Source organism: Eudoraea algarum (assembly GCF_050589645.1).
Lineage (GTDB): Bacteria > Bacteroidota > Bacteroidia > Flavobacteriales > Flavobacteriaceae > JBNGOQ01.
This window is the reverse complement of record NZ_JBNGOQ010000003.1, coordinates 383,473-406,434: the sequence shown is the minus strand read 5'-3', so window position 1 is coordinate 406,434 and position 22,962 is coordinate 383,473. Positions and strand designations below refer to the sequence as shown.

26 protein-coding genes are annotated in these 22,962 nt (G+C 36.6%); 18 read left to right on the top strand and 8 right to left on the bottom strand.

Going from position 1 to position 22,962, the window contains the following annotated elements; translation table 11 throughout:
* Positions 1-21 precede the first annotated feature (21 nt).
* From ACRD67_RS12495 to ACRD67_RS12460, 8 genes are all read left to right on the top strand, one after another.
* The gene (locus tag ACRD67_RS12495; RefSeq protein ID WP_430967487.1) at positions 22-843 is read left to right on the top strand and encodes a hypothetical protein; all 822 of its coding nucleotides are present in this window, start codon (positions 22-24) and stop codon (positions 841-843) included.
* 105 nt (positions 844-948) lie between these two features.
* Complete coding sequence (locus tag ACRD67_RS12490; RefSeq protein ID WP_430967486.1) at positions 949-2,058, top strand: alpha/beta fold hydrolase; 1,110 nt, start codon at positions 949-951, stop codon at positions 2,056-2,058.
* 400 nt (positions 2,059-2,458) lie between these two features.
* Positions 2,459-2,758 (top strand): DUF1330 domain-containing protein, encoded by a 300-nt coding sequence (locus ACRD67_RS12485; RefSeq protein WP_430967485.1) that lies wholly within the window; start codon positions 2,459-2,461, stop codon positions 2,756-2,758.
* 61 nt (positions 2,759-2,819) lie between these two features.
* Positions 2,820-3,311, top strand: coding sequence for an RNA polymerase sigma factor (locus ACRD67_RS12480; protein WP_430967484.1), 492 nt, complete (start codon positions 2,820-2,822; stop codon positions 3,309-3,311).
* Between the two features lie 5 nt (positions 3,312-3,316).
* Positions 3,317-3,916: a hypothetical protein gene (locus tag ACRD67_RS12475; RefSeq protein WP_430967483.1), complete on the top strand. Its 600-nt coding sequence runs from the start codon at positions 3,317-3,319 to the stop codon at positions 3,914-3,916.
* Between the two features lie 86 nt (positions 3,917-4,002).
* The gene (locus ACRD67_RS12470; RefSeq protein ID WP_430967482.1) at positions 4,003-5,409 is read left to right on the top strand and encodes an alpha/beta hydrolase family protein; all 1,407 of its coding nucleotides are present in this window, start codon (positions 4,003-4,005) and stop codon (positions 5,407-5,409) included.
* A 1-nt stretch (position 5,410) separates the two neighbouring features.
* Positions 5,411-6,433, top strand: coding sequence for an NAD(P)-dependent alcohol dehydrogenase (locus ACRD67_RS12465; RefSeq protein WP_430967481.1), 1,023 nt, complete (start codon positions 5,411-5,413; stop codon positions 6,431-6,433).
* 14 nt (positions 6,434-6,447) lie between these two features.
* Entirely contained in the window at positions 6,448-7,203 is a 756-nt protein-coding gene (locus tag ACRD67_RS12460; protein WP_430967480.1) for an MBL fold metallo-hydrolase, read from the top strand.
* A 15-nt stretch (positions 7,204-7,218) separates the two neighbouring features.
* Here the strand turns inward: ACRD67_RS12460 and ACRD67_RS12455 are convergent, their stop codons facing one another.
* The 5 genes from ACRD67_RS12455 to ACRD67_RS12435 form a co-directional block, all read right to left on the bottom strand.
* Positions 7,219-8,160: a hypothetical protein gene (locus ACRD67_RS12455; protein WP_430967479.1), complete on the bottom strand. Its 942-nt coding sequence runs from the start codon at positions 8,158-8,160 to the stop codon at positions 7,219-7,221.
* A gap of 78 nt (positions 8,161-8,238) precedes the next feature.
* A complete protein-coding gene (locus tag ACRD67_RS12450) occupies positions 8,239-9,537 on the bottom strand; it encodes an alpha/beta hydrolase (protein ID WP_430967478.1) in 1,299 nt (432 codons plus the stop codon).
* Between the two features lie 118 nt (positions 9,538-9,655).
* Positions 9,656-9,838, bottom strand: a complete 183-nt coding sequence (locus tag ACRD67_RS12445; RefSeq protein ID WP_430967477.1) for an RNA polymerase sigma factor — start codon at positions 9,836-9,838, stop codon at positions 9,656-9,658.
* The gene (locus tag ACRD67_RS12440) at positions 9,838-10,215 is read right to left on the bottom strand and encodes a sigma-70 family RNA polymerase sigma factor (RefSeq protein ID WP_430967476.1); all 378 of its coding nucleotides are present in this window, start codon (positions 10,213-10,215) and stop codon (positions 9,838-9,840) included. Before ACRD67_RS12440 ends, ACRD67_RS12445 begins: the two co-directional genes overlap by 1 nt.
* Positions 10,178-11,032, bottom strand: coding sequence for an SRPBCC family protein (locus ACRD67_RS12435; RefSeq protein WP_430967475.1), 855 nt, complete (start codon positions 11,030-11,032; stop codon positions 10,178-10,180). Before ACRD67_RS12435 ends, ACRD67_RS12440 begins: the two co-directional genes overlap by 38 nt.
* Positions 11,033-11,115: 83 nt before the next feature.
* Here ACRD67_RS12435 and ACRD67_RS12430 point away from each other — a divergent pair, with 83 nt between their 5' ends.
* The 10 genes from ACRD67_RS12430 (at position 11,116) to ACRD67_RS12385 (ending at position 17,958) form a co-directional block, all read left to right on the top strand.
* A complete protein-coding gene (locus tag ACRD67_RS12430; RefSeq protein WP_430967474.1) occupies positions 11,116-12,075 on the top strand; it encodes an AraC family transcriptional regulator ligand-binding domain-containing protein in 960 nt (319 codons plus the stop codon).
* A gap of 209 nt (positions 12,076-12,284) precedes the next feature.
* Complete coding sequence (locus tag ACRD67_RS12425; RefSeq protein WP_430967473.1) at positions 12,285-12,572, top strand: hypothetical protein; 288 nt, start codon at positions 12,285-12,287, stop codon at positions 12,570-12,572.
* A complete protein-coding gene (locus ACRD67_RS12420) occupies positions 12,538-13,338 on the top strand; it encodes a YHS domain-containing (seleno)protein (protein WP_430967472.1) in 801 nt (266 codons plus the stop codon). Before ACRD67_RS12425 ends, ACRD67_RS12420 begins: the two co-directional genes overlap by 35 nt.
* 60 nt (positions 13,339-13,398) lie before the next feature.
* On the top strand, positions 13,399-13,980 hold the full coding sequence (locus ACRD67_RS12415; protein WP_430967471.1) for a hypothetical protein: 582 nt from the start codon (positions 13,399-13,401) through the stop codon (positions 13,978-13,980).
* Between the two features lie 47 nt (positions 13,981-14,027).
* A complete protein-coding gene (locus tag ACRD67_RS12410) occupies positions 14,028-14,195 on the top strand; it encodes a hypothetical protein (protein WP_430967470.1) in 168 nt (55 codons plus the stop codon).
* Positions 14,192-14,518, top strand: coding sequence for an asparaginase domain-containing protein (locus tag ACRD67_RS12405; protein ID WP_430968042.1), 327 nt, complete (start codon positions 14,192-14,194; stop codon positions 14,516-14,518). Before ACRD67_RS12410 ends, ACRD67_RS12405 begins: the two co-directional genes overlap by 4 nt.
* Before the next feature lie 502 nt (positions 14,519-15,020).
* Positions 15,021-15,659 (top strand): CGNR zinc finger domain-containing protein, encoded by a 639-nt coding sequence (locus ACRD67_RS12400; protein WP_430967469.1) that lies wholly within the window; start codon positions 15,021-15,023, stop codon positions 15,657-15,659.
* Positions 15,656-16,114, top strand: coding sequence for a GNAT family N-acetyltransferase (locus ACRD67_RS12395; RefSeq protein ID WP_430967468.1), 459 nt, complete (start codon positions 15,656-15,658; stop codon positions 16,112-16,114). Before ACRD67_RS12400 ends, ACRD67_RS12395 begins: the two co-directional genes overlap by 4 nt.
* A 7-nt stretch (positions 16,115-16,121) precedes the next feature.
* Positions 16,122-16,967, top strand: coding sequence for a hypothetical protein (locus ACRD67_RS12390; protein WP_430967467.1), 846 nt, complete (start codon positions 16,122-16,124; stop codon positions 16,965-16,967).
* Between the two features lie 7 nt (positions 16,968-16,974).
* Entirely contained in the window at positions 16,975-17,958 is a 984-nt protein-coding gene (locus ACRD67_RS12385; protein ID WP_430967466.1) for an aldo/keto reductase, read from the top strand.
* A 283-nt stretch (positions 17,959-18,241) separates the two neighbouring features.
* Here the strand turns inward: ACRD67_RS12385 and ACRD67_RS12380 are convergent, their stop codons facing one another.
* From ACRD67_RS12380 to ACRD67_RS12370, 3 genes are read right to left on the bottom strand one after another with little or no spacing between them, the layout of a single operon-like run.
* A complete protein-coding gene (locus tag ACRD67_RS12380; RefSeq protein WP_430967465.1) occupies positions 18,242-20,854 on the bottom strand; it encodes an exo-rhamnogalacturonan lyase family protein in 2,613 nt (870 codons plus the stop codon).
* Positions 20,855-20,867: 13 nt separating this feature from the next.
* Positions 20,868-21,704: an ROK family protein gene (locus ACRD67_RS12375; RefSeq protein WP_430967464.1), complete on the bottom strand. Its 837-nt coding sequence runs from the start codon at positions 21,702-21,704 to the stop codon at positions 20,868-20,870.
* A 10-nt stretch (positions 21,705-21,714) separates the two neighbouring features.
* Positions 21,715-22,920 carry an MFS transporter gene (locus tag ACRD67_RS12370; protein WP_430968041.1) on the bottom strand — a complete coding sequence of 402 codons (1,206 nt, stop codon included), beginning with the start codon at positions 22,918-22,920 and terminating at the stop codon, positions 21,715-21,717.
* Positions 22,921-22,962: the final 42 nt, after the last annotated feature.

The window sequence follows — 22,962 nt, the reverse complement described above, 5'->3', positions numbered from 1 at the left end:
AACATAGAAAAAAAGAAAAATATGAAATTCTTATCACTAGCAACATTTTTGTCAGTACTATTTATTGTTCAAAATAATATTGCACAGAACCAATATGTAGCAATGCTACTGTTGCCAAAAAAAGTAGCCAACGCCAAAATTGAAAACAGTGAATCTCATGATGTAAAGACTCAAGCTATATTATTTAAAAAAGGAAAAGTGTACGAACTAGCCTTTGCAGACATCAAACCAGACAAGATGGAACAATTAAATAAACAATATTTTCCAAAAGCTCTGGAATTGGCAGCCCAATATGGTGGAAAAATGATTGGCGGTTTTGGTGTAGTTAAAAATAAGAGCAAGTCTTTACCAGGAAATATGGTAGCCATATTCGAATGGCCTACTGCAGAATCTAGACTAAAATTTTTGAAGAACAAACAGTACAAGAAAATTGCACCTATCAGAGATGAAGCCATCAATACAATGAATCTTGGCTACTTCGAGGTGGCAAAAGACAAAATTGTGACATTTCGTTCTGATAAAGTCTATGAATTTGGAGGTGTAGACCTGAAAGCCGGTGAACAAGCTCAGACAAGCATTAAAAAGTATTTTGAAGTATCAGAACCCATAAAGCGTAATTATGGTGGTACGTATCCCGAATTTGTACTTAGACTTATCTCAACAGATTCCAAAGGTCAAGCTACCTACGAACCACAGATGCAGTTTATAATAGAATGGGATAGCGTTGAGGATAATGAAAAACTATTTGCTAATAAAGAATTTAAAACGAAAGCAGCGCCTCTGATGATGAGCGCAGTAGCAAAAGCTGACTTTGTCTTTACAAAGTTCTCCTTTCAAGAGTAATAAACAACTTTGAATTTGGGGCTATTTTGGCTCCCATTTCTTCTTCACAATTTCACTTAAGATAAAGTGATTGTCGAAATGTCATATATAAACAAACTCCAAACAATGAAAAAATTATCTAACATGGTCAAGACATCTGTCCTTTCAATAATCCTAGTAATTTTTACTGTCGTTTTTATTTCATGTAATAGTGATGATGATAGCGTAAATAAAAATAGACAAATAGCATTCGCAAATTATCCATATCTATCAAACTTCATTATTCTAGAGTCAGGTCTGGAAATGCATTATTTGGACGAAGGGGAGGGCGAGATACCCCTAATTATGGTCCATGGACTTCCAACAAGTAGTTATCTATGGCGAAAGATGATTCCTGAACTATCAAGAAATAATCGTGTTATTGCGATAGACCTTCCAAACTTTGGGAAATCCGAAAAAACAGGTGGTACACCATGTTCTGGTGAATATGTGGAATACATTAATGAATTTGTTGAGGCACTTAATCTACCAAAGGTAAGATTACTCAATCACGATATGGGTGGGTTTGTTGGAGGATTATTTGCTGCAAGATACCCTGAAAAAGTGGATGCAGCAGCAATGTTTGAGGTAGTATTTTCTGGACCATTTCCTAAAGATTTTCTTCCACCATTTCTTCAAGAATTGCGAGGTCCTAATGCTGACCAATTGGTTTTGGAAGACAACTTTTTTATAGAAACCTTATTACTTAATAATGATTTTAATGGAATGCCAGACCCAGCTTTTGGTCGAACTAGTATTGTACAATTAAATGAGGATGAAGTGACTGAGTTTCGGTCGCCATTTCTAACACCTGAATCCCGACAAGCTCTACATTTTGATAGGGACTGTTTAGGAATTTTGGAAATTAATGACCAAAACAGAGCAGACTTTATTGAAATCGCACAGTATTTTCAGCAGACTGATAAACCTCGCTTAGTCCTTTTTGGAAATCCAAGTTTTGTCTTGTCAGGAGACTTTGCCCCACCAGGTGCCGTGGACCCTATTTCCAATCTTCCCATTACCATGAGAAATGTAGTAACAGGTAGTGTATCTGGTCAGGTAGGTGGATGGCAAAACATAGATAATGTTTCGGTGTATGATATGATTAAGCCATCTCTACACTACTGGCAAAATGAAACCAACGGAGCAGCAGAAGAGGCCGCAGTTGCGATAAGTAACTGGTTAGACAATTTATGACAGTTTAAGTTGGAATGCAAACACAAGCAAGATATCTTTAAAATATTCATATTATGAAGCTATAATATAATGTTACTCTTTTTTAATTCTGTGAACACTTTATAAACAAAAAAGATAAAGTTATTAAAAAAGAAAACTGCAATATGTTTTTTGATTGATGGTGGTTGATGTTTTTTAAAGGTCTAGATTAAATTAATCTAGACCTTTATTTTAAGCTGTAAAATAATTATTTCATTCTATGCGCTTATAATCCTTTTTGGCATCATTAACTCATTAATTACTCTCTTCCTATTTAAGATGCTAAAATGCCAAAAAACATATAACTGAAAATTTATTCATATCAATTGTGATTTTTTGGATAAAGTGTACACTTATATCTTGAATAATAAAAACACAAAGAATGAATTTTAAAATCTTTCTTATCATCATTGGATTTGTAAACCCTCAAGAACGGGAATCTTTCGACCATTATGCAACCAATATGCGTACGCTTTACGAAACAGTTGATGCTACAGTTGTAGAGAAATATCCCATAGCCCAAACTATTGTTGGTGATGAAAAACCGGACTTTATAATGGTAGTGGAATTCCCAAGTCAAGAAGCCTTTGTTAAATTATTTTCTAGTGAGGAGTACAAAAAACTAGTGCCTTACAGAGAAAAGGGCTTTAAAAAATTAGAAGTATTTGTCTCAAAAAAATGAGTATTAATTGTGATTTTTTTAGACTTTGTAATACTAATAAAATAAACAATCCATTTTCTGAATGCCTAACCAAGAACAATTTGTTCAATTCATAAATGATAATGATGGTATCCTTTTCAAGGTATCAACCTTGTACACAAATTCTCAGGTAGATGCGCAGGATTTAAGACAGGAGATGATATACCAGTTATGGCGGTCTTTTGGTTCATTTAGTGGTAGGTCCAAATTCAGCACTTGGATGTATCGCGTAGCATTGAATACTGCTATGGTTTATATCAAAAAGAAAAAAAGAACAATTACCAGTGGAATTGAAATCGATGAGAAACTATTCCAGCGAACTGATGTTAGTGATAACACTGAGGAACAACAAATAGAAAAGCTGTATGAAACCATTAAAAGGTTAAACAATTTAGAGAGAGGGATTATTATGCTCTATCTGGAGAACAAAAGTTACGATGAAATTGGCGAAATAATTGGTTTCACTACAACCAACGTAGGAACTAGAATTAGTAGGATAAAAGAGAAATTAAAAAAATTGATGCAAAATAAATAACTGAAATGGAACTAGCAGAATTACAAGAAACTTGGTCCAAGCTCAACACAAAAATTGACAATCAAAGAATCTTAACAGATAAAGTGATTATGGATGTAGTAAAGATAAAATACAGCAATAAGCTGAAATCGATACTCAAATATGAGGGTACAGGAACAGCAGTTTTATTTTTAGCATTGATAATCGTGATATGGAACATCCAGCTTTTTGATACGTTACCACTTCAAATATGTGCAGTACTAAGTATCATAATAATGACCATATTACCAATTCTCTCACTGACAGCAGTCTATAGAATGAATAATATGGATATGGCAAAAAGAAACTACAAACAAACTATAATTGAATTCACCAAGCGAAGAACCCATTTCCTCTTAGTTCAAAAATGGGGCATAGTTTTATCAGCTATATTTATGTTAACAGCGATACCCTTAGCTTTAAAAATAGGCAAAGGAAAAGACTTTTTCGCAGGCGAAAGCAATAATCTACTATGGTTTATTCCCATAGCTCTAATTGCGCTTTTCTTCTTTGCAAGATGGGCTTATGGCTGCTACGTAAAAATCACAGCAGATGCTCAAAATATACTAAAAGAGCTCGAAGATTAAATAGAAATAAAATTTACAAATAAGAACAAAAAAATAGCTTCTATCGTAAGCTGTAATAGATAATTAATATCAAAATTTAAGTAAAAATGAAAAACACAATAGGAATAGCATTAATGCTTATAACAACAACAGTAATTCATGCCCAAGAAATATCAGGTGTCTGGCAAGGCAAAGTGACTCTTGGAAAAGGCAAGGAAATCGTTTTCATATTCGACATTGAGGAAATAAATGGTGAATTGAGCACTACAGTTTCCATCCCTTCACAAAGGGTGGAAGGTCTTAAACCTAAACAAACCACATTTTCGGATGGTGAACTTATCGTAGATGGTTCCAATCTTGGAATGGGTTATCGGGGAAAATATAATGACAGTAAAAATGAATTTGAAGGAAAATTTCAGGAAGGTGCTAATAAAATACCCCTTACATTAAAAAGAAAGGAAGGAGAACAAGTGGAAATTGAAGGAAGTGGAAAACCCCAAGAACCGAAAAAACCATATCCATATCTCTCCGAAAATGTGTCGTTTGAAAATGAAGCAGCAAATGTAAAACTGGCTGGTACATTCACCAAGCCAAAGGAAGGTTCTAAGTTTCCAGCTGTTGTACTCATTAGCGGAAGTGGCGGTCAAGATAGAGACCAAACGGTTTTTGGTCATAAGACATTTCTAGTTTTAGCCGACCACCTTACTAACCAGGGTATAGCAGTACTTCGTTTTGATGACAGAGGGTTTGGCAAATCCACCGGCGACTTCTCAACAGCTACCACAGCTGATTTTGCAAGCGATGTTGAATGTGCGGTTGAATATTTATTAACCAGAAATGATGTAGGTGAAATTGGTCTGATTGGACATAGTGAAGGTGCTATTATAGCGCCTATGGTAGCCAACAGAATGAAGAAGAATGTAGCTTTCATAGTAAGTCTTGCTGGCGCCGGTATTCAAGGTAGTGAAACATCGTTAATAGTTTCAAAAAACTTAAGACCCTTTCCTGTACCAAGTGAAAAAGCCTATGAAGATGCCATTCGAGAAGCTATAAAAATCGCATCTCAAAGAGGCGATATCGAGAAAATAAAGACAGAACTGACGGCACATTATCAAAAAACTATTGCGCCAATTTTAAGACCAATGCTAGGTTCAAAAGAAAAAACAGATGAAAACATCAAAGGATTAGTAGAATCTAGGGTCACTCCTTGGTCCCGATATTTCTACAGTTACAATCCCGCAGAGGAGTTCAAAAAAGTAAAATGTTCAGTACTAGCAATCAATGGCTCAAAAGACATACAGGTACCTGCAGATATTCATTTAATCGCTATCGAAAAAGCCTTAAAGAATGGAAAAACAAAAAACTTTAAGGTCAAAGAACTAGAAGGTCTAAATCACTTTTTCCAAAAATGCAACTCCTGTAAGATGAGTGAATATCAAAAGCTAGAGGAAACTTTTAACCCTGCTGCTTTGCAAGCAATATCGACTTGGATTTTAGAAACTGTAAACTCATAGCATGAAAAGTTTACTTTTAAAAAAATATGGCGATATTGGAAAAGCTTTATCCTTTTCAGAAATTGATAAACCCATCCCTAACGATAATGAGGTCTTGATTGAGGTGAAGGCCATTGCTTTAAACCCAATTGACATTAAAATAGCCAAAGGCGATTTAAAGGCGATTCTACCATCAATAGTGAAGAAACCAAAGCTTGGATTTGATATCTGCGGTATCATAAGAAAGACTGGCAGCATGGTAACTTCATTTAAAAATGGCGAGGAAGTTTTTTCACGACTACCATTGCATAAGGGAAGTGGATTTGCCGAATTTGTCCTTGCCGACCCAGACCACGTTGCTTCAAAACCTAAAAACATTACTCACGAAGCAGCAGCAACAATTCCATTAGCAGCTTTGACCTGTATCCAGGCTATAAGCAAGTATGCAAAGGCTAAAGCTGGACAAAGTATTCTGATTGATTCTGGTTCTGGGGGTGTTGGTACTTTTGCCATTCAATATGCTAAATCCTTGGGACTTAATATTACAGCAGTAACCAGCCATAAAAATGAAGTTTTAGTAGAAATTTTAGGCGCAAACAGAGTCATTTGTTATGATTTTGAGAGTTTTTTAGATGATGGTGAAAAATATGATATTGTATTCAATCTGATTGGTGACAACAATCCATTGAGGTCAATCCTAGCCGCTAAAAAAGGTGGCACGGTTGTAAGTATTGGTGGGCCACCAGACATTCGTTTTGTACTCAAATTGAAAATCAATATTATTCACAAACTCTTACTTTACCCTTTATTTGGTCTAATGAGCCTGCCAATCAAAATTTTAGCACTCGTTAAGGGTGTCAACTATTATCGTTTTCTGACAGAATCTGATGGCAAGCAATTGGAAATAGTCAAAGGGTTAATAGAGAAAGGAAAGATAAAACCCATCATTGACAGGACATATCCACTAGAAAAATATGAAGAGGCTTTTGAATATCTAAAAACAAACCGAGTAAAAGGAAAACTGGTTCTAAATAAAATCTACTAAACATAACAACGACTATGGAACTTCAACTAATCCGTAATGCAACTTTAAAATTGAACTATGCTGGCAAAGTTTTACTAATTGACCCCATGTTCAGTATCAAAGAAACTTTCCCTCCATTCGCTCCTGGCTTACAAAAAAATCCGATTGTCAATTTAACAATGTTAATTTCTGAAATAATAGAAAACTTAGATGGAATTTTGATTACTCATTTACATCCTGACCACCTAGATGAAAAAGCAATCAAGACCTTATCTAAAGACACAAAACTCTTCTGTACACCAGAAGATGAGAGTTTTATGATTAAGCATTTCAATAATGTAAGTGTGATTCAAAAAGAACTGGAATGGGAGGGCCTATCTATTACCAGAATAGCCGGACAACATGGGAGTGGCCCAATCCTACCTCATATGGGGCAAGTTTCTGGATATGTAATACAGGCTAAAGAGGAACCCACTGTTTATATTGTGAGTGATAGTATCTTAATTGATGAAGTGAGAAATGCCGTGGAAAAATTCTCACCAGAGCTTATAGTGACTAATTCAGGTGGTGGAATCATCCCGAATTTTGAAGATTATCCTGTACATATGGACGAAAAACAAACTATTGAATTATCTAAGCTTTCTCCTAATTCTAAATTAGTTGCAGTCCATTTGGAGGCTATAGACTTTTGTAGAGTAACTAGGGAATCATTGAGGCTATATGCTGATAAAAATGGTGTAGAAAGAGATAGAATATTAATTCCAGATGATGGTGAGATTATGTCTTTTTGATAACGAAACTAAATGTCATAAATAGAAATATTCTAATTGAGGAAGTCTATTTTTTACAAGCATAGACTTCATAGGTTCATATGAGAATAATTTAGAGTTCCCTTTAGCAATTACTATTTGATATTCTTGTTTTAACTTTTTGGTAAAATGATATATAGTCGCAATTTCGGCCAAATCTTCATGATAGCTGTTACGTCCATACAAAGAAACAAAAGGTGAATTTTTAAGTGCACCATATATTTCTTGAGACTTGTTTATGGGCATTTTCTTTCTGCTTTTAAAGTAAATTTCGTCTAACATCTTATTTTGAAATATTTCAATAGGTTCAATCCTATTTTTCCAAATGTTCGCCGTAAATGGGTTAGATTTTAAAGAATTTTCTATTTCCCTTTGTGGAACGGTATATTGAGGTGTTAAGTTCAAAGCTCCATCAACAATATGAGTAGCCTCATGAATCAATACATACAAGATTGCACTTAGCTCGCCGGCTCTAATAGATACATTTAAATTAGTATTTGAAAAATCAAAACAATTGCGTTCCTTTTCGGTAAGCCATTCTGATACGGTTTGGTTTAAAATTTCAGCTCTGACGGTAATTGCGTATAGCTTTATAGAATCATTTGGGCTTATAGGTGCTGTAAACGCAGTATTGGGCATATTATCTAAAAAACTTATTCTCAACAAATGTTTTTTCAGTACCCTTTGATGCAAAGGAGGTAATTCATTTAATGCAGAAGACACTATTTTATGTTCTTCCCTAGTGAGTGTATGTCTGGAAGGATTCATACCAGCATCTCTAAATCTATCAAGTATTTTCGAAGGTGTTTCTCCTATTCTTGACAGAAGTGAACTTGAACTATCCAGTTCATAAACCTTACTATTTAGGATATCATTTTGAGCATTGGAGGTGAAAATGATAAGAAAACAGAATAATAATTGCAAAGCTAAATGCTTCATCAGACTAAGGATATTTAAAAATGATTATTCTTGCTGTTCTATAGTTTTCATATTTGGAACAGCATTATTTTGGCCTAGTTATATCTTACGATAATTATCTAGAAAAGACCTTATTTGAGACCAATATTCTTCCGCTCCTGTTTGTCCAACCCATAAAACTCTAGAACCATGAAATCCCTCGGAATTAGGCGTGAAATGTATCCTTTCCTTTCCTTTAGGAACATCTTTTAAAAGAAGACGTTTAATTTCTTGTGCCTCATTCTTGGAAGAGGTAATAAAAAAAGGTTTCTTAGACTTCGAAAGAACATTTTCTAATAAAGGTCTTTTGTCGCCAAAATAGTTGCCAGGACTGAAGGCTATACTAGCCATAACATTTTCATTCTCCATTCCGATAATAAAAGCTAAACTCGAAGAATAAGAACTTCCCCATAATACAATTTTTTTACTGTATCTATTAGTAAGGTAGTCTATAGCCGTAATTATATCTTGTTCAGCATCTAAAAAATCAAGATTGGTGTACCCTTTTTGCTTAGCTAGTGTGTTAGTTTCATTTTTATGCCCAGCAAATTCACCTCCTGCACGTTGGTCGATTGCTAAAACATTGAAGCCTAATTGATTTAAACGGGGCGCTATATCTGCGTATTCAAACTTATTGTAACCGGCTTGATGGCATAGCAAGATTATTGGATTTTCCTTAGAAATTTCATATAAATTCCCAGTTACCATTAGGTTATCTATAGATTTAAACTGAATTTTCTCAAACTTACTGGATAAGCCATTGGTATTTGGTTGCTGCATGCTTTTCTTCATCGCTTTTTGAGCTTCCATCTCTTGTCTGATAGGATTTTCTATTAGTTCAATTTTTGTAATCTTATCTTCTTCGTCAAAGTGAATACGAGATTCCCTAATTCCTAAGCCTACAAAATCATACTTTACTTTAGCCTTTCCTTTCTCACTTTCAATTATTTTTATACTATTTAGTTTAGGTAACTTAGTGACTATATTTTTCATAATCATAGGAGTCTTAGAAGCAGGAATAGGGTCGAACTTCAATTCGCTACTTAAATGTTTGTTTACCTTACCCAAATCTTTTTCATCAAAACTCAGGTTAAAAGATTCAATTTGTTCCGAATAATCTTGTGCATTGAGCCCCATACTACCTATGCTGAAAATTAATATGAGTGTTGTTTTTTTTATTTTAGAGTTAAACATTTTCCTTTTTATGGGATATATATAAAATAATAGTCCTACTACAAATAGGGTTTGCAATGTTTTATGAAACCAAGTACCGTGCTCAGGAAAAATGCTCATTGCACCTATAGCAATAAATACTATGCTTATTTTTTGGATAGTATTTATGTTTTTAAATTCTTTCATTTTTTATAAATATGTGATTCATATGTATTGGTATGAGTTTCTATTTAAAAATCACATTTTGACTGAATCATTTAAATTCAGTATTCTATTATTACTGGTATTTTTTAGTGAACAGTCTTTAATTTGATTCTTGCCTTGCAACCATTTTTTTCAATTTTAATTTTATTCGCCCAATTTTGGTTCCAACATTGGTGGTCGTAAAACCCATTATTTGAGCAATTTCTTTCTGCTTTAATCCTTTTAAATATAAGAGTAGCATCTCCTTTTCTATTTTATCTAATTTGTATAGCGCCTCGTACATCAGTTTTGTTTGTTCCTCAATCTCGTATGCTTTACATCAATTTTTTGAAGTAAGTTCTCATCAATCCCTATACTTGAAATTATCTTTTTCTTTTTCTTAAGATATTTAAGCGCAGTATTTAAAGATACCCTATACATCCAAGTGCTGAATTTGGACCTACCACTAAATGAATCATAAGATTTCCATAATTGATAAATTATCTCCTGTTTAAAATCTTTTCTATCATATTCACTCGCAATAAATTGATTGACCACCTTAGATAAAATTCCTTCATTTTCCTTAAGGAGCTGGTTAAAAAGTATTTGTTTCGTGTTTTTGGATGATTTTTTGTACACTTTATTATGCGAAAAACCAGCTCCCATTGCTATGTTCTTCAATAATAGCTTTCCAATTATCTAGTAGTACATTGAATGATTTGCCAAACTTGAATTTCATTAGAGGGTAGACAAACAGATTTTGTAGTTTATTCTTAAATTTTAAATCAAAAATCATCTCTACTTCAGTATTGTTGCTATCTATTTCCTTTATGTACCAAGCTCCTTGTAGAAAAGATAATGGGTACGGATAGTCTGGTTTATCTGTATGAACCACAAACGATATGGCCTCTTCTTCTTTCCACAAAGAGCAGGTCTCTGTCCAACTATCCTTTCCATGTGAACAACTTCTAATCATCCCCTCTCCATTACCGGAAACGATAGATGAATCATCAATATTTGGTGCTACTTTATAAACATTTCCTACATCAGATATTACTTTCCATACTTTTGTTCCATTGGCATTGAATATTGTTTTAAAGCGTAATCGCTTTTTTCCGTCTGCATCTATAGTGTCAACTTTGGACAAAGCTTTAGATTGAGCAATAGCCATAAAAAAGACGATTAATGCAATTGCAGCTATTATATAGTTTCCTGTAATGGAGATGCCGAATGGTTGTGATACAAGTAAAATTATACTGCCTATTACCCATAATATGTCTTGAATAATTATAAATAAAATAGGTATAGGTCTTTGTTTAAAGATTTCGTAAGTAATGGTCGAAGCAAAATAGATGAGTGCAATTCCTACTATCCAAAAAGTAGTACTAGAATTAACGGAAAAAATATCCGCTATCTCTTTGTGAAATAAAAGAAGCCCTATTCCTGACATTCCTGAGAATATGGCATTAGCCAAAAGTGTGTTCTGTAGTTTGTTCATAATATTTATGTTTATTGGTACAAAAATAGAAGTGTCTTTTTTTGTTTAATTGATATTTTACGCCAATATTTGTATTGCAAACAATGAAAATTTCGGCAATACATATAGCTAATTTATTTGACTACGGTTCCTATCTAGGAACTAATGAATTGCAACTGCGACAATATTTAGATGATGAAGAGTTGGATATCAACAACCCTGAAAATAATGTAAGTGATAAAGAGTTTTTAAGTGTTTTTGAGACTTTATCGCAAAAAGTAAAGCATACTTATTTTGGATTATACTATGGTTGTTACTTAAATATTAAGTCTTTAGGGTTTATAGCCGAAATATCTCTAAACGCGTCCAGTATAGAGCAAGCGATATTTATATTGCAACAATACTTATCAACATCATTTTCAATAGTGGAACTTACTACGAAAGAGTATGACAACAGTTTTGAAATTCGTCTTGATAGCCCAATCAAAAATGAAATTCTAAAAAGTCATCTTCTAGATACCGTATTTTGTTTCATTTATAGAGAACTTAAACTTATGGTAAGTGATAGTGTTTTGCCTGCTCTGAAATTACCTTATAACGATACTAGCGAATATTCTAGTTTTTTAAACACCAAAGTTGAATATGAAGACGCCTACCTCATACAGTTTAACAAAAGCATTCTTACTACCGAAATAAATACAAAACGTGCCAAAGAAATAGAATATTTGTTGCCTAAGTTTGTACAAATGCTTTCTCTACAAAACGCTGAGAATAAAGTTTTTTCTGTGATGGTTAGAAATATGATATTAAATATGTGCTGCCCTGAACCCCCAAATTTTGAACAAGTATCAAAGCAGTTTCCGATAAGCGATAGGACTTTCCAAAGAAAGTTATCAGATGAAGGCTTGTCCTTTAGAAGGATTATTGACGATATTAGAAAGGAACTTTCAATTTATTTAGTAAAAGGAAACCTCATTAAAACAAAAGGTATTGCATACATATTAGGTTACTCGGAACCTAGTGCCTATCTGCACGCAGCTAAAAGATGGGTAAACCAAGTCTAATTTTTCCCTTCAACTCATTTTTTAGGCTCTGAAATCATTTTAAAAGCACGTCTTAATCAATAGAACATACTGCTAAAATCCCGAAAGCTTCACTATTTACATTTCTGTATAGACTTTTGTTAAAATTTTACAAAAAAGAGATAAGAGTGTGATTTCATACTTTCTCCAGTTACTTATTATATAACTGTAATCAGTAAATACATGCAGATATGAGAAATATAAAATTGATAATTGTGCTTCTGGCTTTTAATATTCCAATAATAATATCAGCTCAAAGTAAAGTCAAAAAAGATTTTGTTGTCCAAGAATTTGTTAAAGACAGAGACGACTGGAAGCCAAATCTTGGTAGTTCAGAAATTATGATATTGGAGAATGGTTATGCTATAGGAGGTTATGACCCTGTAGCATATTTTAAACAAAATAAGGCTCAGAAAGGATTTGCATCCATTAAAGTTGAATGGAATGACGCAACTTGGCTTTTTCTCAGAGGAGCATAAAGAACTTTTTGAGAAATCCCCAACTACTTATTCTCCTCAATACGGGGGTTGGTCTTTGACACAAATGGCAGGAGCCGGAGGTGAAGGTTTTGGTGCACAGACCCGTCCAGAAGACAGTTGGGTAATATTTAAAAACAAATTGTATCTCATAGACAGGGTCGATTGGGCGGAATATTTTAGTAAAAATAAAGAAGCAATGACCAATCTAATTAAGTATGCAGATAGTCAATGGCCGAGAGTTAGAAAAGATATTAAATCTGGTGCAAAAACATTCTGGCCAAGTTTAAAGTCTAAAGACCCATATGATAGTCATGAGATGCGTCCGGTATTGGCTGACACTGAAATTATGGTATTACGTAATGGCTATGTTATTGGGGGCTACGACCCTGTAGCTTATTTCAAATTGGAGAAAGCAACTAAGGGTAAAAAGAATACATCTTATAAATGGAATGGAGCTACCTGGTTATTTGCCTCCGAAGAGCATCGGGATTTATTCGAGGCTAATCCTGAAAAGTATGCTCCCCAATATGGAGGGTGGTGTGCTTATGGAATGTCTGGTCATGGAAGCAATGGATACGGTGCTGAAAGCAGGCCCCAAGACAGTTGGTCAATTACAGACGGAAAATTATACCTCAATTGGTCATCCGGAGTCAAGAATATGTTTTTAAAAAAGGAAGATGAATATATAAAAAGCGCTGATGTAGAATGGCAGAAAATCAGAAAAGAGCTTCTAAAAGTAAGGAAGGTTCATTGGCGTTTCTTTTGATTCTTAGCCTATAACATCACTTAATCATGAACAAAAATCATCTAACAGGTAATTAGAAAAATGTTTTTAAACAAAATTGATAATAGAATATATGAATTAGTATGTCGTTTGTATGTGTTTGGTTTTCTGAACTTCTATGGTATCGGAAAAATAATGGGTGGACAGTTTTATCGAAGAGGGAGACTCCCTGAAGATGTAGCTGCAATAACTTTAGAGAATGCTAGTGCTTTCAATATTGCGTGGACATTTATGGGATATTCTTATGGCTACATTCTATTCGTAGGGATATTACAAATCATAGGAGCTTGGTTTTTATTATTGAATAAAACAAAAATTATAGGGGTGTTTATTCTATTGCCAATAATGGTAAATATTATAGTTTTTGATATTATCTTCTTAGAGAGTAAAGGAGCATTAGCAAATGCTATGTTATATTTCTTACTATTAAATTTGATTCTATACTTTAATAAGGAAAAAATCCAAAAAGCTTTCGCTATTCTAACTAATAAAATCAAGATTAACAATAATCAGATTTCATCTTTGACTTCAAAAACTAAAAGAGTATTAGTCATCGCTGGTATTATGACATTACTTTTTGTAGTAGACCAATTATTGGTAAATCTTTTTAGGCTTTGGCATTAAGTCTAAATTAAAACAAATACACATTCTTAATCTAGAAAGTATTCAAAATGATTCAAATAATTACTACTGGGGGCACCATTGAAGGACTTGAATATGATAAATATGAAGATGCGCCTAACCGTTCACCTGTAACCATTTATGAGCATCTAAACTTAATTGATAATATCCCTGATGTGCAACCAAAGAAGTCTTTTCAAAAGACAGTCGCTTTATAACCAATAAAGACAGAAGATTAATTGTATCCCAAATCAAAACGACTCCCCGAAATAAAATATTAATTACGCACGGAACTTATACCATGGTTGAAACTGCAGAACATCTGGGCAAACTTTACTTGAAAAAAACTATCGTGTTAACTGGTGCCTTCATCCCAGGAACAGACAAGAATACCAATGCCCTTCTTAATTTGGAATATGCCATGAATGCTCTTGAAAATCTGAAAAATGGTATCTATATCGTTATGAATGGAGAAATTTTTAACTGGAACAATGTTCGAAAAAATTTGAGTGAAAACCGATTTGAACCATTAACTCATTAGCAATGCGGAATGTTCGGCACTTCAATACATTGGACAACATTTTTCTATCTTTTAATAGATGTTGTATTTGTCGCTTTTGCATTGATGCAATCCCCTAGGTTTAAGCGCGCCAGTCTTAAACGATATATTCTCCCAGGTTTTTTATTTATAGCTTATAATGCTTCGTGCGGTTTTCTTCCGAGCAATTATTTTCCCGGACCTCTCATCCTCCAATATATCATTACCTATAGTGTAGCCATTACCCCTTGTATTTATCTGATTTTCTATCTCTACAAAGAATATGACATTATAATTCTGAGGGTGTACTGGTCAATCACCAACATTTCCTTTTCAATTCCCCTAATTTAAAGTACACTACGTACAATTCCCTAACAAAATTGAGGTAAGAAGACTTGCCACCTGATTATTATCATGATTGGTCACATCAAAAACTAACCTTCTAGAGTAATATGGTAGGTTAATACAAATAAAAATCGTATTTTAACCTGTAAAATCTATATTGATGGTTAATATATTGAGCATGAATCCCGGTAGCTATACTGGGTCCTACAAAGTCATCGGGGGTGAGTTATGTTTTGATTTTGCCAACACCGTGAGCTGGCGTAATCGAAAAAGCCCTCACGAATGGTTAGACAGTTTTGAAAATCTTTCGATTTGGTGTCAGCTCGTCGGAATTCTAGACGAATTTGAGGCCAAACACTTGGTGCACACGCTAACGAATACCAGAAAAACGGGCTCTGGAACACTATCTGAACTCTATTCACTTCGCGAGGCAATTTTCAACATATTTACTGCTGTTGCCGATAAGAAAAAGCCTTCAGAAAAGGTCATTTCCCACTTGAATGCCTTTTTTAAAGAAAAAATAGAAAAACAAAAAATCCTATACAACGGTAGTGAATTTCATGTGGCCTGGCGCAAAAACCTCCCTCCCTATGAAAAACTAGTACACCATATCTATGACTCGGTAATCTATGTAATGACTCAAATAGACTTGACCCGGGTAAAGAAATGCCGCTCTTGTGAATGGTTATTCCATGATATCAGTAGAAATAGGAGTCGTAGGTGGTGTGTTATGGAGGATTGCGGTAATAGAAATAAAGTAAACAGCTTTAACAAAAGGCAACGTGGCTTGAAGTCGTGAAAATTAGAAGGGCTACATATCAAGATTCTGAGCAAATCATCTCATTGGTAAAGAAGGTACTCAATGAGTTTGGGTTCACTTACGACCAAAAAACTTCCGAAGCGGATATCGAAGATATTGAAGCTACCTACCTAACCGATAACGGAACTTTTTTGGTGTGTACTTATAAGAACAAAATTGTAGCTACGGGAGGCTTATTGGAAATAAATAAGACAATTTATAAAGTCCGAAAAATGTATGTGGACAAGGAGCATCGGGGGACTGGTTTGGGCAAACGCATGTTGGCTAGTCTGGAAGGAGAAGCAATTCGTAGAGGTGCTGCACAACTAATTTTGGAAACAACGGACCAAATGAAAGCTGCAATCAACTTATATCTAGGCTCTGGCTATGCTGTTACGTCAACCCCTACTGCATCTCCACGCTGTACCATGACCATGGCCAAAAACTTAAAATGAGCGCTACATGGGAACAAAAGAATATTCCATCCTTTATTTAACTGATTTTTATTACCCTGCAAAAGGCAGAAAGTACTATGAGGAAGATCTTTATATCATAGATCAGCTTAGGGATACGTTTAAAATTCTTATTTGTCACCCACTCCATTCAAAAGACTTTGAAAGTATCGTGGACATTATTGTTTTCAGAAACACGGGATCCGTTATCTATTACAAAGATTATTTCCAGAAGTTCGTGGAGCGGATCGATCATATGAACATTTTGGTATACAACGCACTGACTGGAAAAGGGGATATGAAGGGAAAACAACACTTGCTTGATTTGACAAAGGAAAATTACCCGGTGATTCCATCCATTGAAGATCTAACGGCTATGGAAAAACTGCCCGTTTCTGAAACGTATATTTTGAAATTAAAAAATGGGGCAGATTCAATTGGGATGAAGCAGGTCTCCCATCAGGATTTACCAAATTTGAATTTAAAGGGATATATCGTACAGCCCTATGTGGATTTTGAATATGAAGTCTCATTTTACTTTGTCGATTCCGATTTTCAATATGCCTTGTACGCCCCTGACAAAGAAAAAAGATGGGTGTTGGAGCAATACAAGCCATCAAGGGAGGACTTACAATTTGCGACTAAATTTATCGAATGGAACGCCCTGGGGCATGGCATACAGCGGGTCGATGCCTGTAGACTAACGGATGGAAAGCTATTATTGGTTGAATTGGAAGATCTAAACCCGTATTTGTCGTTGGATGCGTTATCTCCGGAAGCGAGACAACACTTCATTTCTTCTTTTAAAGCATCGCTGCTCAGACAATTGGATTTAAACGTTCTAAACCAAAAATAAAATTAACATGAAGTATAATAGATTAGGAAATACGGGGCTCAAGGTCTCTTCGCTCTGTTTGGGAACCATGACCTTTGGTGATGGTGCCGACAAGGCAATGTGTAAGAAAATGTACAGTTTGTCAAGGGATAAAGGCATCAACTTTTTTGATTGTGCAAATGTATATGCCGATGGGGAATCTGAAAAAATTCTAGGTGGATTGATGCAACAGCATCGAGAAGAAGTTATAGTATCCACAAAAGCCTATTATCCAACTGGAATGGGCGTAAACGATAGGGGTCTGAGCAGATTGCACTTAACTCGAGAACTAGAAAAAAGCTTGAAACGACTTAAAACCGAATATATAGATATTTATTATCTACATTGTTTTGATAAGGACACACCTCTTACCGAAAGCTTATCCACACTTAATGACTTCGTTAGGCAGGGTAAGATACTTTATGTAGGAATCAGCAATTTTGCAGCTTGGCAAATTATGAAAGCCATTTCAATTAATAATCAACTGCATTATGCCCCTATCAGTTGCGTTCAGCCAATGTACAGTTTATTGAAAAGGCAATGCGAAACCGAGATTCTTCCTTTGGCAAAAAGTGAAAATCTTGGTGTGGTTCCCTATAGCCCTTTGGCAGGGGGAATGCTGACCGGTAAGTATTTAGAAAATGAAAACTCCAAAGAGGGGCGATTTACAACTAATGAAATGTATCAAAAGCGATATAAGGACCGTACTTACCAAACAATCACCAAGGAATTTGTCAATTTCTGTAAGGATAACGATTACGATCCCGTAGCACTTGCGATATCGTGGGTCGAATCGCATGAAAGCATCACAGCCCCAATTATCGGAGCCCGTAACCTAGATCAATTGGAATCGGCTATAAAATCCATGGATATCAGCATGCCAGACGAAACAAGGAATGAGCTCTCAAGGCTTTCCATTACCCCGGCTATAGCAACCGACCGCGAGGAAGAACAGATACCAATATCTGTATAATACGGACGGATTGTACACTATGCAAAGAACGCAGTGCCTCCGTGGGAATCCTTGAAGGTATAGCTCATTATTTGTTCTTTCTAAATACAGATAAGAACCAAAACAATGGCTATTTGGACACTCGGCAATAATCATCCCTGGTCCACTTGGTCAACCGTTGCGTTTATGGGATTATCATGAATCTGGTTGGGCCCAACTTAAAACGGAAGACTGCTATCAAAATTACCTTAGAATAAAAGCTCGCAAATTGCGAGCTTCTTTGTTTTGAAGTTGTGATACTAGCTTATTTCTGTGTCCCAGATTCTTCATCAAGCCAATACAGCAAATAGGGGATATTATAGGCATGGGTCCATCCAAAGACCCTTAGGCCTTGGTTGATTTCCCAATTGGTGAAGCCCTTGGAACTTTTTGGAAGGTTGGACACCCCCAATAAGGCTTCACTATATTCCTTTTGGTTTGAAAAAGCCGTATCCTTTTCCGGTAAATCGGAAACCTTCAATACTTCTGAACGCTCTATCGCTTCTTGTAAAAAACTTGGGTTATGGCTAAACTCATACCCGATAAGTAGCGGATATATAGTAGCCAGATAGGACTCCATCTCATGGTTTAACGGAGGTACGTCCCTAACCCATCGGGCATGCGTCAGCAGTGCTTTTTTCACTTCGGTATTTCCTGTTATTTGGTAATATTTGTACAATCCCTGGGCCACATAGGTCTGGCTGTACCCAAATCTATCCAACAACAGGTTGCCCCCTTGCTCTTGCTGTAACGCAAGAATAGTGGCCACTCGCTCGTCCAGTTCGATTTTGTATTTTTTGAGTTTTGTGGCATCGTATAGCTCTACCAAATTAAGTACCGATAAATACAATCGTCTACCTCTAAGATCATGGTCTCCCCAAATGTGTCTTATGTAAGTGTCACCGGTCATCTTGGCAACTTCCAAAGCACGTTGGTCCGCAGTAAGGTAATAAGAGGCTATCCATCCTTGTATCCAGACGTGGGCACTTAACAGTGCATGCCAATGTTCACGTGCGTGCCTTCTTCCTATTCCCAGATAAGGGGTAGATTCCGGTTCGTCCTTATAATCCCAAAAATCAATGGCATCATTGATCTGGCCCACATAATTTCGTTTCTTGGGCCAGTGAATATTGTCCACATCCATGGTATGTCTGCTCATGCCCTGGGCCAAATGATAATACTTGGGATCTCCGGTCCGCATAAAATTGGTCCATAACATAAAATCCACCGTAGGTTCATTGTTGTTCCATTGAAACCATTTATCCCCAAAATAATGGGTTTTCCCATCCCCGTAGTTGAACATTCCATACCATGGCTGCCATTGTTGGTTATAAGACCACCAATGGTACTTGTATTGAAGGGCATTTTCATATTCGGGCCAGTTCTTTGAGACCGGAGCCATATTTCCGTATACCTTGGAACCCATATACCATTCCGGGGAGGCATGGGCAACGGGGGCTTTCAACACATAATCCATGGTTTTTTTAATTTCACCGGTGTCGTTGCCCTTGTGAAAGTAGTATATGAATTCTGTTGTTTTGGCCGTGCCTTGCGCAAAATTGTCGAGCATTTGGCCATCCGGTTTGGTGTCCTTTCTGGCAAAGCTCATCGGGCCGTGCTTTGATGGCCATATATACCCTGTAATGGTCAGGTCCTTGGGGTCGATTTCCAAACTCTTGGGGTATTCTTTTACAAAGTTTTTTATTCCTATGGAGATACCCTTTGATCCATCCGAAATATTGGTCCATCCCTCGGCCTTTTGGGTTTCCTTTACCATTTTACCTCCCTTATAAATTGATGCTTCAAAAGCCTTGGTCCGCGTTGTTGCGGACGAAAATTGCTCCTCAATGGTTCTCTCAGGCCCTGTCTGCATTACACCACAGGTTTCCGTACCCAGGGATTCATATTGTTGGAGCTTCACTTGGGCCTTCTCATCGTACCAACCGCCTTCCGTAACTGGCATGGTAACCTGCACATCGCTGCTCAAATGATATTTTAAGGTAAGTCCGCAGCCCGAAATTCTATCATTGGGTTGCGTCCATCCCGGATCATTGGTGGTATCTTCGGAGAGTATTTTGCTGTTCTGCGTGGCTATATTGGCGTGCTCGCCTTGTTGCATTTTGTGCTTATCGGGAATTCCCGTATAGGTCAGGGTATGCAGTACCCTAATATATGATTTATCGGCATAGGCATGTAGTCTTACCGTAAAAGGGGAAAGGTTATTGTCTTCCTTATTGTAATGATATGTTCCCTCTATCCTAAAAATGGTATGCATGGGCCCCGATCCCTTTTCCCTAAAGACCTCATTGATGACCGCTTTTGAGTTATCTATTCCCGCATCATCCAAAATATCCAAAAAAGTGCCTCTATGATTATCCTCTGAAGAGGCCAGGAGTTCTTCCTCCATAAATTTGCCGTCCCCATCCAAATCCAAATACACCTTGTCCAGAAAACCATTGCCCTTTTTGTTTATGGTGAAGAAAAGTGGTCCTGTATTTACGTTAATGCCCCCGGATGGCCGCATATTGTTGGTAGATACTATGCGTTTTACAGGAGGTTTGGTGATTATGCCCTCCCCGTATTCCAATATGTAATCGTTGGACGCTTCCGAAAAGAAAAATACCCAGATCCATTTAATACTGTCGTCAACGGGAGCCCACGTACTTACCTCAGTGGTCTGACAGGCAATTTCCTTTCCTGTTTTGCTCAGCAGGCGAACATTATCTATAGAACCAAGCTCCCCAATGGGAAAGGGAATTCCCAATGTTATAGGGGCTCCTTCCTTATTATTGTCGATGGTAATCTCAACTTTTTTGGGTGTTACTGCCAGCGCTTTTAGATAACAGAAAACTAGAAGAATCAGTATATTTTTTCTCATTTTTTGGTCGTTGTTAAATTTGTCGGCATAACGCAGCGGCACCCAAAACTGCCGACTCCCGTAAGTCCGAGCACTCTATCTCTAGATTTTCCAGTTGTTTTGGGTAGGCAAAGGATTTTAGGGCATGCTCCATCGATTTTCTGAAAAAGGGATAGGCCTTGCTTATTGACCCCCCAAAGATTATGGCTTCTGGCGCATACATGTACAAAATGTTCTTGACAGCCTCCCCCAAATGGCTTCCAAATTCCTTAAAAGCCTGTAATGCCCTTTTATTTCCTTCACCTGCCATTTCATATAGTTCCTTACCGCTCATTTTATAATGTTTTAAAAAAAAGAAGCTACTGGCATAGTTTTCCAATATACCTTCCCTATACGCTACCATTCCAAGTTCCCCTGCCCCGGAAAGTACGCCATTGTACAATTTGTCATCAATTATTATTCCCATACCCAGACCTGTACCAATAGACAGTCCCACAAAATTCCTGAAGGCTTTAGCCTTGCCAAAGTATTTTTCCCCAAGGGCAAAACAATTGGCATCATTGTTAATATAGACAGGTCTTTCGTAGCGTTTTTCAAGCATCTCCTTCAGTGGTATTTCTTTCCACGACGGAATGTTCTGCACGTCATAAACAATTCCCTTGACGGGGTCTACCACCGCTGGCACGCCCACCCCAATGGCACTGATTTCAGCCTCAATACGCTCATCTAGGCATTTAAAAAGACTTGCCAAGGTCTCTTTCGCGGTCAATTCCCTGTTTACCGAAACATAGGACATCCTTAGAATGTCATCACCAAGTACGTTGCCAATTTTCATAGCCGTACCACCTATATCAACACCCAATACTTCCATGGCCGTTTCTCTAATTTCCTTTTTTAATACTGATGGTTTTGTTGTTAACCAGCGGGTCTGACCAAAAACCGATGGAAAATATGAACCCTAACGGGAGCAACAGGAAAAACATCCCGGATCGCAAGTCCAAGATCTCGCCCAGTCCTCCTATGATAAAGGGAATGATAGCTCCTCCTGCGATACCGGTACACAAAATTCCAGAAAGTGATCCATGATGTTCCTTTACAGAATTAAGGGCAAGTGAGAAAATAATGGACCACATTACCGATATAAAGAAACCAACCATGGGAAATGCCAGTAGCGACATTTTCGAAGTGCCCAACAGCGCAATAACCAAACAGATTATTGAAATTAATGTGGCACCGATCAAAAGCTTTCTACTATCAATAAATTTTAACAGCAGCAGTCCTAAAAGGCAACCTACGGTAAGCATTGCCCAAAAGTAAGCCACCGTATTGGCGCCAATGGTCTGTGCGTCCAAACCGTGGTATTCGAACAGAAACTGGGAAATCCAATTTCCTATCCCCTGTTCGGCCCCCACATAACAGAATATGCCAAAAAAATAGAGCAAGGTCCATTTGTTTTTCAGGAGGTCTAAATAGGACCTTGAGTCACCGGCCTTCTCATCGGCCTGTCTTTCAAATCGGGGATATTTTACGGACAGTACCGATATCATTAGAACAAAGGCAATAAACGAGAATACAATGTATAGGGAAACCCAGGGTAAATTAACCGGAACAAGGCTTCTCAGTGCCTTGGCCAATCCCTGGGTGGCCGATGTTTCATTGACCAAGTATTTATAAAGAAAAGGACTGGCAAAGGAAGCCAGACCGAATACCAATTGGGCAAGAACGGAATTAAAGGCAAAATGTTCTTCCCCTCCAGCAACCCGCAGCATGGGGTTGATTACCACTTGCAGCACGGCCATACAGCAACCCAAAGCAAACAACGTTATGCTAAAAACTACATAACCGGGAAAAAAAACAAATCCCAGCGAGGCAAGGGTCATTATCAGAAAGGACATGAACAAAAGCGACTTGCTGCTGTACTTCTCCGATAAAAACCCTGCAGGAATGGACATTACCCCGTACGCTATAAAAAAGGCGAATGGCAATAATCCCGTCAGGGTAAGACTCAGGTCAAAACTGTTCTTTACATCAAAAATTATGGAATTAAGGATATTGGTTATGAATGATATCACAAAGAATATCAGCATAACCAATCCAATGATATGAAAATACTTTTTTGAAGTGGTCAC

Coding starts and splice junctions, on each gene's coding strand:
- ACRD67_RS12375 (WP_430967464.1), bottom strand. CDS start 21,704: ATGGAAGTATTGGGTGTTGATATAGGTGGTACGGCTATGAAAATTGGC.
- ACRD67_RS12390 (WP_430967467.1), top strand. CDS start 16,122: ATGGGAACAAAAGAATATTCCATCCTTTATTTAACTGATTTTTATTAC.
- ACRD67_RS12455 (WP_430967479.1), bottom strand. CDS start 8,160: ATGAAGCATTTAGCTTTGCAATTATTATTCTGTTTTCTTATCATTTTC.
- ACRD67_RS12460 (WP_430967480.1), top strand. CDS start 6,448: ATGGAACTTCAACTAATCCGTAATGCAACTTTAAAATTGAACTATGCT.
- ACRD67_RS12490 (WP_430967486.1), top strand. CDS start 949: ATGAAAAAATTATCTAACATGGTCAAGACATCTGTCCTTTCAATAATC.
- ACRD67_RS12465 (WP_430967481.1), top strand. CDS start 5,411: ATGAAAAGTTTACTTTTAAAAAAATATGGCGATATTGGAAAAGCTTTA.
- ACRD67_RS12425 (WP_430967473.1), top strand. CDS start 12,285: ATGAGAAATATAAAATTGATAATTGTGCTTCTGGCTTTTAATATTCCA.
- ACRD67_RS12435 (WP_430967475.1), bottom strand. CDS start 11,032: ATGAACAAACTACAGAACACACTTTTGGCTAATGCCATATTCTCAGGA.
- ACRD67_RS12420 (WP_430967472.1), top strand. CDS start 12,538: ATGACGCAACTTGGCTTTTTCTCAGAGGAGCATAAAGAACTTTTTGAG.
- ACRD67_RS12495 (WP_430967487.1), top strand. CDS start 22: ATGAAATTCTTATCACTAGCAACATTTTTGTCAGTACTATTTATTGTT.
- ACRD67_RS12415 (WP_430967471.1), top strand. CDS start 13,399: ATGTTTTTAAACAAAATTGATAATAGAATATATGAATTAGTATGTCGT.
- ACRD67_RS12370 (WP_430968041.1), bottom strand. CDS start 22,920: ATGCTGATATTCTTTGTGATATCATTCATAACCAATATCCTTAATTCC.
- ACRD67_RS12400 (WP_430967469.1), top strand. CDS start 15,021: ATGGTTAATATATTGAGCATGAATCCCGGTAGCTATACTGGGTCCTAC.
- ACRD67_RS12445 (WP_430967477.1), bottom strand. CDS start 9,838: ATGTACGAGGCGCTATACAAATTAGATAAAATAGAAAAGGAGATGCTA.
- ACRD67_RS12380 (WP_430967465.1), bottom strand. CDS start 20,854: ATGAGAAAAAATATACTGATTCTTCTAGTTTTCTGTTATCTAAAAGCG.
- ACRD67_RS12430 (WP_430967474.1), top strand. CDS start 11,116: ATGAAAATTTCGGCAATACATATAGCTAATTTATTTGACTACGGTTCC.
- ACRD67_RS12385 (WP_430967466.1), top strand. CDS start 16,975: ATGAAGTATAATAGATTAGGAAATACGGGGCTCAAGGTCTCTTCGCTC.
- ACRD67_RS12470 (WP_430967482.1), top strand. CDS start 4,003: ATGAAAAACACAATAGGAATAGCATTAATGCTTATAACAACAACAGTA.
- ACRD67_RS12485 (WP_430967485.1), top strand. CDS start 2,459: ATGAATTTTAAAATCTTTCTTATCATCATTGGATTTGTAAACCCTCAA.
- ACRD67_RS12475 (WP_430967483.1), top strand. CDS start 3,317: ATGGAACTAGCAGAATTACAAGAAACTTGGTCCAAGCTCAACACAAAA.
- ACRD67_RS12410 (WP_430967470.1), top strand. CDS start 14,028: ATGATTCAAATAATTACTACTGGGGGCACCATTGAAGGACTTGAATAT.
- ACRD67_RS12480 (WP_430967484.1), top strand. CDS start 2,820: ATGCCTAACCAAGAACAATTTGTTCAATTCATAAATGATAATGATGGT.
- ACRD67_RS12450 (WP_430967478.1), bottom strand. CDS start 9,537: ATGAAAGAATTTAAAAACATAAATACTATCCAAAAAATAAGCATAGTA.